Source organism: Nocardia sp. NPDC005366, from assembly GCF_040606855.1.
Lineage (GTDB): Bacteria > Actinomycetota > Actinomycetes > Mycobacteriales > Mycobacteriaceae > Nocardia.
In genome coordinates, this window is record NZ_JBEXFQ010000005.1 from 278,258 (window position 1) to 288,679 (window position 10,422).

Here is a 10,422-nt window from a genome sequence, read left to right on the forward strand (position 1 = left end):
TGCCTCGGAGTGACGAACTCAGGCTCCCGTCTCGGCGGCGCGCTGATAACCGCGGATCGCGGGATAGCCGAAGACGGCGACGATGCCGACCGTCCATGCCACGGTCTTCAGCAGCGGTTCGGCGACCGGTCCCCCGTAGGACAGTCCGCGCATGGCGTCGATGGCGCAGCTCATCGGCTGGTTCCCCACGACATCCTGCAACCACACCGGGTAGGCCCCGACCGGGACGAAACCGGTGTTGAAGAACATGAGCAGGGTGTTGAAGATGCTGACGAGACTGACCAGCATCACGCCCTCGGTGATCGTCGCCAACGCGGTGACCAGTACCGCGAAGCCGACGCCGAACAGGACCGGGATTCCGATCATGGCCAGTGCCGCCAGCGGCCCCTGGTCGAATCGGAAGCCGATCGCGAAACCGACCGCGATGACGACGAGCGTGGTGATGAGCACCCGGACCGCTTCGGCGAGCAACCGCCCGGTCAGACCGGCGGCCCGGTGCACGGGCATGGTCCAGAAGCGGCCGAGCAATCCGGTGGCCTTCTCGACCTTGAATCCCAGCGCGCTGACCACCGCGCCCGCCATGGCGGCCACCAGCGTGATCATCGGCACCTGACCGTAGACGGCGGGTTTGCTGGTGGCCGAGCTGATCGAATTGCCGAGCACCACATGGAACATCAGCAGGGTGACAGCCGGGTACAGGATCGTCTGGATGGTGGTCGCCGGGTCGCGGGCCCAGCCGTAGAGCAGTCGTTTGCACTGGATGAGACTGTGCGAAACCCAGGTGGCGAACGCGCTCTCGGACCTCGCGTGCTCGACCGTCGGCAGCGGGGTCCAGTGCGGCGGCGCCGCCGGATCCGGGTCGGGTCCGGGTGTCACGTCGGATTCCAGGGTCATCTCCACCGAACTCATGCCCGCCTCACACTCGCCCAGACCGCGAACGGGATGAACGCGATCGCCAACCCGCCCAGCCACACCAACGGAACCCACAACACCTGCCAGGTCACGCCGTCGGCGGCCATATCGCGCATGGCGAAGGAGAACTGGGAGATCGGCTGATTCCGCGCGAACGGCCGTATCCATTCCGGGAAGTTGCCCTCCGGGACGAAACCGCACGACAGCATGCCGAAGATGATGGTGGGCAGGGTGAGCGCCTGACTCAACGATTCCGGACTCTTGGTCACACTGCCGAGTCCATCGGCGCCGATCGCCAGCACTGTGCCGACCCCCAGCGAGAAGGCGCAGAACAGCGCGGCCTGCCCGAACCCGGCCTCGAACCGGAACCCGATCATGTGACCGAAGAGCACCGCCCCGATCAACGAGACGACCGAGCGGACCAGACCCGCGCAGATCCGCGCCGTCAGCGGCACCAGCGTGCCGATGGGCATGGTCTGCAATCGAGTACTCAGTCCGGTGAGCGCTTCGAACGCCGAGAGTTGGGCGTTCGACATCATGGTGAAGGCCATGGTCTGCAACACGATGACCGGCATGACGAATTGCGCGTAGTCGATGCCGTGGAACTTCATCACGAATCGCAGCGGCAGATAGAAGCCGAGGGTGAAGACCAGCGGCGTGATGAAGGCGACGATCAGCTCGCCCTTGGTCGCCATGGTCCACACGACGCGACCGGTGAGCGCCCGCCACTGCGCGAAGGAGGAGGGCTCGGCGACGGGTAGTTCGGCGAAGAGTGCGGCCGGGTCGGTCCGGTGATCGGCTCGCTCGCCGGTGGCGGCCGTCATGCGTGGCTACCCGAATGTCCGGTGATCGACAGGAATACGTCGTCGAGCGAGGGCCTGCGCAGACCGATGTCGGCCAGGTCGACCCCGGCGGAATCCAGCCTGCGCAGCGCCTCGGCCAAAGTGGCCGCACCGTCGGGCGCGGGGATGGAGATCCGGTCGGCACCGTCGAGTTCGGCCAGCACCGCGGCGGGAACCAGATCGCCGAGCGAGGCGGCGACATGGGGCATCTGCGTGGGATCGAGCGGAACCACTTCGCAGTAGCTGCCTCCGGTCCGCTCCTTGAGCTCGTCGGCGGTGCCTTCGGCGATCACCGTGCCCTTATCGATGACGATGATCCGGTCGCTGAGTACGTCGGCTTCCTCGAGGTACTGCGTGGTCAGCAGGACGGTGATGCCCTGGTTCTTCAGTATCTGCACCAGATCCCAGACGCCCTGGCGACTGCGCGGATCGAGTCCGGTCGTCGGCTCGTCGAGGAAAACCACTTCGGGACGCACGACGAGTCCGCAGGCGATGTCGACGCGGCGGCGCATACCGCCGGAATAGTTGCGCACCGCACGGCGACCCGCGCTGACCAGGTCGAACTGTTCGAGCAGATCATCGGCGCGGCTGCGTGCGGCGGGTTTGCGCAGACCCATCAGCCTGCCGAAGAGTTCCAGGTTCTCCCGGCCGGACAAGTTCTCGTCCAGCGCGGCGTACTGGCCGGTCATCATGATCGAGCGGCGCACACTCGCGGGATCTTTGCGCACATCGTGGCCCGCGACGACCGCTGTGCCGGAATCCGGGCGCAGTAGCGTGGACAGGATCTTCACCGTCGTCGTCTTGCCCGCGCCGTTGGGTCCGAGGATGCCGAGCACACTGGCCTTCGCCGCGGTGAAACTGATGCCCTGCAACGCGTGGACGTCGCCGAAGGACTTTCGGACATCCTCCACGATGACCGCTGGATCACTCGCGTGCGAATCTGCTTGGTTCAAGCTCGGCATCAACTCTCCACTATCGGCCGGGGGGCGGCGATCGGTCACCGGAGCGCACCGCTGAGTGCGCCCTCCGGAGGTGATCGGACAGCCTGGCGTGATGTTACCGGGCCGGCCCGGTACGACCGGGCCTGCGCTCGTATCCCGTCGATGCGCGGCCTAACTGTGTTGTTACTCACATTTCGGGAACGCGGGCGGGCCGTCGCGGGATCACCGCTGGTCGGACCGATCAGGGGCAGCGCAAGGGCAGCGGCGACGCCTTGTCGGTGCGCGGCGGCGACCATACTCTGCATGCAGGGGAACCAATGTGCTCACTCGTCGGCGGGGTCGCTGTGTACCGAGTGAGTATCAGGGCGGGGATGACTGCGAAGAGGTGACCATGGCCGAGTCCGCGCAGCCACAAGTGGTGGTGTATCCCGGTGGATCGGGCCGATCGAACGTGCTGACGTCCTACGATCCGCGCACCGGAGAAACAGTCGGAACGTATGCGGTAATGGGCGCGGGTGAGTTGAACCGTGCGGTTCGCTCCGCTCGCGCCGCCGAAAGATGGTGGGCAGACTTAGGTTTCGCTGCCCGGAAACGCTGGTTGCTCGATTGGAAACGCAGTATTGCAAGGCGGGCAAGCGAATTGGTCGAGATCCTGTGCGAGGAGACAGGAAAACCGGAGGCGGACGCGGTAATCGAGGTGATGCTCGCGGTCGAGAATCTGGATTGGGCCGCGCGCAACGCGGCACGCGCACTGCGCAGGCGCCGCCTCGGCTCGACCTGGCTGACCCGCAATCAGAAAGCCTCGGTCGGCTATCTGCCACTCGGGGTCGTCGGGGTGCTCGGGCCGTGGAACAACCCGGTCTTCACCGCGATGGGCTCGATCGCCTACGCGATGGCCGCCGGTAATGCCGTGGTGTTCAAACCACACGAACTCACCACCGGCGTCGGGGTCTGGCTCGCCGAGAGCTGGAACAAGCTCGCGCCGAGTCAGCCGGTACTACAGGTGGTGACCGGTGACAAGACGACCGGCGCGGCGCTGTGCCGGGCCAAAGTGGACAAGATCGCGTACGCCGGTTCGGATTCCGGTGCCCGCGAGGTGATTTCGCTGTGCGCGCAGAGCATGACCCCGGTGGTGGTCGAGCACAACGGCAAGGGGTCGATGGTCGTGCACGTCGACGCCAAACTCGACGACGCCGCGGAGGCGGCGGTTTTCGGGGCGATGGCGAACGCGGGCCAGAACCCCACCGGCATCCAGTGCGCGTACGTCGCCGATTCGGTGTTCGACACCTTCCTCGAATTGGCGGCCGATCACGCCAGGAAGTTGCGGCCGGGCGCGGACAGGAAGGCGTCCTACGGCCCGATGATCATGGAATCTCAGGTCAACGTGGTGCGCAAACAGGTGCGCGACGCCCTGGCGCGCGGCGGGCGAGCCGTCGTCGGCGGGCTCGATTCGATACGCGAACCGTATATCTCCCCGATCGTGCTCGCCGAGGTTCCCGAGGAGAGCGTCGCGGTCACCGGGGAGGCGATCGGGCCGGTGCTGATCGTGAACCGGGTCGCGAATATGGACGAGGCGGCCCAGCGCATCAACGCGTCCGGAAACGGCGTCGCGGTCTCGGTTTTCACCCGCGATGTGCACAGCGTCGACGCGTTCGCCGAACAGTTACGGGTAGGCGTGGTGACCATCAATTCCTCGACCGCCTACGCGGGAATTCCCGCGCTGCCGTTCGGCGGGGTCGGCGAATACGGGCAGGGGCACAGCCATGGCGACCACGGACTGCGCGAATTCAGCCGGACGCTCGCGGTGGCTCGTAAGCAGTATCGGGCGGCGGTGAATCTGTCCACCTTCGACCGGCATTCGCGTCATCTGCGCGCGGCCATGACCATGTTCCGACTACGTCACGCGCGCTGAGGGGTTCAGTTCTCCGGATCGGCTTTCCCGCCGAGCAGCACCGCGCCCATCAACGTGATGACGCGGGCCAATTGCTCGGGCCGGGAATCGAAACGGACCGCTCGGCCGACATCGATGACCTGACCGATCGCGGCGTGCACGCGAAAGCGCGCCTCGATCGGGTCACCGTCGAGCAGATTGGCCCACTCCAGGATGTTCTGGCGTTGGATCGCACGCAGCTTGTGCTGTTCGGCGGGCGGCAGGTTGCTGAATTCGGCGTAGTAGACCGGCATGATCTCCGGCGTCGCGAAGGTCAGCTTGGCATAGCGTTCGGCAATGCCGCATGCCGCGCCGGGGCGGCTGGTCGCCTCGGCCAGCGCCTCGGTGATCGCCATCGCGACCCGGTCGCCGGTCCGGTAGAAGGCCGCGGCCAGCAGATCGGATTTGCTGGTGAAGTATCGGTACACGCTCGAGGCGTTGATGCCGACGGCAGCCCCGATCTCCTCGATACTGGCCTCGTGGTAGCCCTGCCTGCCGAAGATCCGGATCGCCTCGGTGAGCAGCTGTTCGCGTTTCGATGTCACCGGCAGGCCCTTGACCGCCGGCCCCGGCTCGGGTGACGACGGCGCCGGCGGCAGGTCGGCGCGCACCAGCGACCAGCACATGTCACGCAGCAACGGCAGCAGGCGCGCGCCGGAGAGCGCGGTCCGGTGGGCGGCGATACTGGCGACGGCACTGAGCACCGCCGCGGCCAGCATCGCGATGTCCTCCGGCGGCGCGCCGGGGCGCAACTGCGCGATGGGCGCGGCGACGGTGGCATTGAGGTCGTCGTAGATCTTGCGGATCCGGAGGCGATCTTCGCGTTCCAGGTAGCGCCGCTCCCAGCGGTACAGCCCGGCCTCGCGGCGGATCTCGATGGTGTGCTCGCTGATCGCCTTGATCACGGCGTCGAGCCGGGCATCCGGCGCGAGCTGAGGGTCGTCGGCGGCCTGCGCGACGCTGAGCAGATGCTGTGCGCCCTCCTCGGCCGCCGCCACCAACAGGGCGTACTTATTGGCGAAATGCCGGTACAGCGCGGGCCCGGAGATACCGACCTCAGCGGCGATCTCGTCCACGCCGACCGGGTAGTACCCTCGCTCGCTGAAGGCGCGTGCCGCGGCTCGGATGATCTGCACCTTGCGGTCCTTCGGCCGTCGCCGCACCGATTTGACGGTGTCGGCTCCCACCCCATGCCCGCCGGTGTCGGCTCCCACCCCACGCCCGCCCGTGTCGGCTCCCGCCCCGTTCTTCCCCGGGTCACGCCGCGCGGGAGCGAGATCGACCTCGCTGCGATCCGCGACCATGCACCACTCCGTTCTGGGACGGCACTGCGTGTTGACAGCGCCGGACAAATCACCCTAAGTTAACCACAATTCGCAAAGTTAACCACTATTCGTGTTGCGATGCCCGCCGAATGGCAGACCAGGAGCACAAGATGAGTAATACCGATTCCGCAGCCGCCACCTCCTTTTCCGCGGTCAAGGACGGCAAGATCCTGCGGGTCACCATTACCAATCCGAAGCGCAAGAACGCGATCGACTACGACACGATGGTCGCGCTCGGCGAGACCTTCCTGGCAACCGCCGAAGATCGTTCGGTCCGGGTCATCGTGCTGACCGGAGAGGGCAGCGATTTCTGCACGGGCGCGGATCTGTCCGCCGCCGCGAACAACGTGCAGCGCGGCATCACCTCGGAGATGGTGATGGACGCCGCCAACAACCTCGTGAAATCCATCATCGACTGCCCGGTTCCTGTCATCGCGCGGATCAAGGGCGCGGCGGCGGGCGTCGGGGTCGGGATCGCGCTGGCCGCCGACCTCGTCTACGCCGACGTCGATTCCTATCTGCTGCTCGCCTTCATCAATATCGGCCTGATGCCCGACGGCGGCGCCGCCGCGATGGTCGCCGCCGCCGCCGGGCGACCGCTCGCCGCCGAAATGGCCCTGCTCGGCGAACGGCTGCCCGCCCCCGCCGCCAAGGCGGCCGGTCTGTTCGCCGGGGTGCACGCGGGCGAGGATCTCGACGCGAAGGTGGAGGCCGCGGCGGCCAAACTCGCCGCAGGCCCGCGCCGCGCCCTCGAGCTCACCAAGGCGGCGCTCAATGCCGCCGCACTGCCCTCACTCGACGCGGCGCTGGCCGCCGAGAAATCGGGGCAGTCCGAACTGCTGGAATCGCCGGACTTCATCGAAGGCGCGACGGCGATGCTGACCAAGCGCCCGCCGGTCTTCTCCGACTGAACCGAGCCGTCCGCGATTGTGGCACCCGCCACACCTCGCGGATTTCCGCCGACTATGTTGATCGGCTATGACATACCTGGTTACCGGAGCAACTGGGTTCATCGGTCGGTTCCTCGTCCCGCAGTTGCTGAATCATGACGGCGATATCCACATCCTGGTCCGGCCCGGCATCGATTCGGCGGACCGGTTCACCTGCTGCGCGAGGGAATGGGCGGCAGGCGACCGGGTGCGGCCGGTGCACGGCGATCTCGGCGCGCCGGGTCTCGGCATCGACCCGGCCTGGCTCGATGAATATCGCGGCACCATCGATCACGTCTTCCACCTGGCCGCGAGTTACGACCTGACCGAACGCGGCGGCGGCACACGACATGTCGTGGACGTCGCCGCGAATCTGCGAGCCGGACTGCTGCATCACATCTCCACCATCGAGGTGGCCGGCATGTACGAGGGCCTGTTCACCGAGGATATGTTCGACGAAGGCCAGGTGCTGGCCTCGCCGATGCAGCGCAGCAAATTCGAGGCCGAACGGATCGTGCGCGAATCCGGCCTCGACTGGCGCATCTACCGGCCATCGATCGTGATCGGCCATTCCAGGACCGGCGAGATCGACCGGATCGATGGGCCGTATTACTTCTTCCGGCTGCTGCGCATGGCCGCGCAATTGCCGCGCATCCTGCCCGTCCTGGTACCGAAACTCGGCGAAACCAATATGGTGCCCGTCGATTTCGTGGCTCGCGCGCTGGCTCACCTGGCACATCGGGACGGCCCGAATTCGATCACGTATCACCTGGTGAACCCCCGCAGGCAGAGCGCCGCCGAGGCGCTGAACCTGTTCGCCGACGAGGCGGGCGCGCCGCATCTGGTCGAGGTGATGCCCAAACGCACTCTGGAGATGCTGCTGCGGGTGCCGGGGGCGCACTGGCTGCTCCCGCGCGTGGGCGTACCCCAGGATGTGCTGGCGCACAGCGAGTTCACCTGCTGGTTCGACTGCCGCCACACCACCGCGGCCTTGGCCGGCACCGATATCAAGGTGCCGCCGCTGGCCGGCTACGCCCCGCTCATCTGGAAGTACTGGGCCGAGAACTGGGTCTGAGCGGAGCCACGCGGGATGGTCAGCCGACGACGGTGAGGTAGATCAGCGCGACGTTCAATAGCGAGATGATCGCCGCGACCAGCCAGGCCAGACCGCTGGTGCCCCGGTGGTTCACGTCCTCGCCCATCAGCGCGCGGTCGGAGGTGAATCGCACCAGCGGTATCAGCGCGAACGGGATACCGAAGGACAGCACCACCTGCGAGATGATCAGCGCCCTCGTCGGGTCGATCCCCGCCGCCAGGATGACGAGGGCGGGGATCAGGGTGATCAGGCGGCGCAGCAGCAGCGCGATCTTGCGCCGCAGCAGACCCTGCATGATCATCGCCCCCGCGTACGCGCCGACCGAGGTGGAGGCCAACCCGGAGGCCAGCAGTCCGATCGCCAGCAGCAGTCCCGCGGCGGGTCCGAGCGTTTCGCGGACGGCCGCGTGGGCCCCCTCGAGGGTGTCGACATTCTCGCGACCGCGCAGGGTGTTGGCGGCCATCAGCAACATCGCCAGGTTGACCGTTCCCGCCAGCACCATCGCCAACCCGACATCAACGCGCGTCGCGCGCAGCAGTCGGGCGCGCCCCGGGCCGGGATCAGGGTGACCGTGGCGATCCCTCGCCAGCCCGGAATGCAGATACACCGCGTGCGGCATCACGGTGGCGCCGATCATGGCCGCGGCGAGCAGCACACTCTCCGCGCCGTCGAAGCGCGGCACGAGACCGCCGACCGCCTCCGACACGGGCGGCGGCGAAATCACCACGCTCGCCAGGAATCCCACGGCGATCACCGCGAGCATTCCGATGATGACCCGCTCGAACGGCTGCTGTCCGCCCCGGTCCTGCACCAGCAGCAGTCCCATCGACACCACACCGGTGATGACCCCGCCGATCACCAGCGGCAGCCCGAAGAGCAGGTGCAGCGCGATCGCCCCGCCGACGACCTCGGCCAGATCGGTCGCCATCGCGACGGTTTCGGCCTGCCCCCAGTACGCCAGCCGCACCGGCCTGCTCGACCGCTCACGCACCGCCTCCGGCAGCGACAAACCGGTGACCAATCCGAGTTTGGCGGAGAGGAATTGGACGAGTCCCGCCATCGCGTTCGCCATCACGATGACCCACACCAGCAGATAGCCGAATTGCGCGCCCGCGCTGATATTGGACGCCACATTGCCCGGATCGATGTAGGCGATGGCCGCGACGAAAGCCGGACCGAGCAGGGCCAAGAACGCTCCGGCCCGTCGTGTGGCCGACCGCGGCGGCTCCCCCAGGGTTGTACTCACAGAAAACTATTTTACGGGTAACCGAACTTTTCGGCACGCCCGGATAGCAGAAGCCCCGGCCGCACCTTCGCGGTGCGGCCGGGGCGTCGCGGAATCTCGCCTGGGGTCAGATACCCATGCCGCGGGCCAGGGTCGGCCACGACTGATGCAGATCGTCCTGCCAGTAGCCCCACGAGTGGGTGCCGTTGGGACGGAAGTTGAACGTCGCCGGGATGCCGAGTTCGTCCAGCTTGGTCTGCAGGTTGTGGGTGCAGTAGTTGGTGCCCGCCTCGATCACGCCGCCGATGACCAGTTGGTTGGCCAGGCCGTACGCGCCGGGCAGCGCGTATTTGCCGTCGAGGGTGTCGTACTGACCCGGCAGGCCGGTGCCGGTGGAGATGTAGAGCTCGACCCCGCGCAGACCTTCGGCGTTCAGGTACGGATCGTTCTTCTTCCACTCCTCGGAGCCATCCGGGCCCCACATGTTGAGAGTGTCGCCGCCGCCCCACGTCTCGACGGTCAGTTTCACGAATTCCGACCCGACCGGATCACTGGTCTGGGCGCAGCCGCTGTACGCCGCGGCGGCCTTGTACAGGCCGGGCTTGGCGATCGGCAGCGCGAGCACGGTGGTGCCCGAGGTCGACAGACCCGCGATGCCGTTCACCCCGTTGGTGCCGAGCGCGCCGTCGACCAGCGGCGGCAACTCCTCGGTGAAGAAGGTCTTCCACTTGTTGCGGCCGAGCGTCGGGTCGTCGTTGATCCAGTCGGTGTAGTAGCTCCACTTGCCGCCGATCGGCTGGATCACGTTGACGTTCTTATCGCTCAGGAACGCCAGTGCGTCGGTCTTGGCGTTCCACGAGGCAGTGTCCTCGCCGCCGCCCGCGCCGTTGAGCAGGTAGAGCGCCGGGCGCGGCACCGAGGCGTCGGCGGGACGCTGCACGTCGACGGGGAAGGTCTCGTCCATGGCCGCCGAGTAGACGTACAGCCGGATACTGCGGGCGTCCTTGATCTCGGCCTTGGTGATCTTGGAACCGTCGGGCGCGACCGGATTGGCGAGCAGCGCCTTGGAATCGATGATCGGGTCAGCTGTCGCCGAGGATGCGCCGAATCCGGACATGACTCCCGCGAGTACTGCGGTCGCCGCGATCATCGCCGCGGCACGCGAGCCACGGCGCCGGGTCTGTCGACGTATCAATTTCGCACCTTCACTTCGTATCGATGA

At 67.0% G+C, this 10,422-nt stretch carries 9 protein-coding genes; 3 read left to right on the plus strand and 6 right to left on the minus strand.

Annotated features, from left to right (window positions below; genetic code table 11):
• Positions 1 to 18: 18 nt before the first annotated feature.
• Genes ABZS43_RS08690 through ABZS43_RS08700 form a run of 3 tightly spaced genes read right to left on the minus strand, consistent with a single transcriptional unit; the run spans position 19 to position 2,716 of the window.
• Positions 19 to 909, minus strand: coding sequence for an ABC transporter permease (locus ABZS43_RS08690; protein ID WP_355035200.1), 891 nt, complete (start codon positions 907 to 909; stop codon positions 19 to 21).
• Positions 906 to 1,736: an ABC transporter permease gene (locus ABZS43_RS08695; RefSeq protein WP_355035201.1), complete on the minus strand. Its 831-nt coding sequence runs from the start codon at positions 1,734 to 1,736 to the stop codon at positions 906 to 908. Before ABZS43_RS08695 ends, ABZS43_RS08690 begins: the two co-directional genes overlap by 4 nt.
• Entirely contained in the window at positions 1,733 to 2,716 is a 984-nt protein-coding gene (locus tag ABZS43_RS08700; protein WP_355035202.1) for an ATP-binding cassette domain-containing protein, read from the minus strand. The genes ABZS43_RS08695 and ABZS43_RS08700 overlap by 4 nt, the downstream gene beginning before the upstream one ends.
• A gap of 370 nt (positions 2,717 to 3,086) precedes the next feature.
• On the opposite strand from ABZS43_RS08700, the gene ABZS43_RS08705 reads away from it, so the two are divergent.
• The gene (locus ABZS43_RS08705) at positions 3,087 to 4,607 is read left to right on the plus strand and encodes an aldehyde dehydrogenase family protein (RefSeq protein WP_355035203.1); all 1,521 of its coding nucleotides are present in this window, start codon (positions 3,087 to 3,089) and stop codon (positions 4,605 to 4,607) included.
• A 5-nt stretch (positions 4,608 to 4,612) separates the two neighbouring features.
• On the opposite strand, the gene ABZS43_RS08710 is transcribed toward ABZS43_RS08705, so the two are convergent.
• Positions 4,613 to 5,929 carry a TetR/AcrR family transcriptional regulator gene (locus ABZS43_RS08710; protein ID WP_355035204.1) on the minus strand — a complete coding sequence of 439 codons (1,317 nt, stop codon included), beginning with the start codon at positions 5,927 to 5,929 and terminating at the stop codon, positions 4,613 to 4,615.
• Positions 5,930 to 6,060: 131 nt separating this feature from the next.
• Between ABZS43_RS08710 and ABZS43_RS08715 the strand changes: the two genes are divergently transcribed.
• Positions 6,061 to 6,861, plus strand: a complete 801-nt coding sequence (locus ABZS43_RS08715) for an enoyl-CoA hydratase-related protein (RefSeq protein WP_355035205.1) — start codon at positions 6,061 to 6,063, stop codon at positions 6,859 to 6,861.
• 67 nt (positions 6,862 to 6,928) lie between these two features.
• Positions 6,929 to 7,954, plus strand: coding sequence for an SDR family oxidoreductase (locus ABZS43_RS08720; protein WP_355035206.1), 1,026 nt, complete (start codon positions 6,929 to 6,931; stop codon positions 7,952 to 7,954).
• Between the two features lie 19 nt (positions 7,955 to 7,973).
• On the opposite strand, the gene ABZS43_RS08725 is transcribed toward ABZS43_RS08720, so the two are convergent.
• Entirely contained in the window at positions 7,974 to 9,209 is a 1,236-nt protein-coding gene (locus ABZS43_RS08725; protein WP_355035232.1) for an Nramp family divalent metal transporter, read from the minus strand.
• Positions 9,210 to 9,327: 118 nt separating this feature from the next.
• On the minus strand, positions 9,328 to 10,350 hold the full coding sequence (locus tag ABZS43_RS08730) for an alpha/beta hydrolase family protein (protein ID WP_355035233.1): 1,023 nt from the start codon (positions 10,348 to 10,350) through the stop codon (positions 9,328 to 9,330).
• Between the last annotated feature and the right edge of the window lie 72 nt (positions 10,351 to 10,422).

What these genes read in the sequence shown, in the direction of transcription:
- ABZS43_RS08690 (WP_355035200.1), bottom strand. Translation starts at nt 909, where the DNA reads ATGAGTTCGGTGGAGATGACCCTGGAATCCGACGTGACACCCGGACCC.
- ABZS43_RS08695 (WP_355035201.1), bottom strand. Translation starts at nt 1,736, where the DNA reads ATGACGGCCGCCACCGGCGAGCGAGCCGATCACCGGACCGACCCGGCC.
- ABZS43_RS08700 (WP_355035202.1), bottom strand. Translation starts at nt 2,716, where the DNA reads ATGCCGAGCTTGAACCAAGCAGATTCGCACGCGAGTGATCCAGCGGTC.
- ABZS43_RS08705 (WP_355035203.1), top strand. Translation starts at nt 3,087, where the DNA reads ATGGCCGAGTCCGCGCAGCCACAAGTGGTGGTGTATCCCGGTGGATCG.
- ABZS43_RS08710 (WP_355035204.1), bottom strand. Translation starts at nt 5,929, where the DNA reads ATGGTCGCGGATCGCAGCGAGGTCGATCTCGCTCCCGCGCGGCGTGAC.
- ABZS43_RS08715 (WP_355035205.1), top strand. Translation starts at nt 6,061, where the DNA reads ATGAGTAATACCGATTCCGCAGCCGCCACCTCCTTTTCCGCGGTCAAG.
- ABZS43_RS08720 (WP_355035206.1), top strand. Translation starts at nt 6,929, where the DNA reads ATGACATACCTGGTTACCGGAGCAACTGGGTTCATCGGTCGGTTCCTC.
- ABZS43_RS08730 (WP_355035233.1), bottom strand. Translation starts at nt 10,350, where the DNA reads ATGATCGCGGCGACCGCAGTACTCGCGGGAGTCATGTCCGGATTCGGC.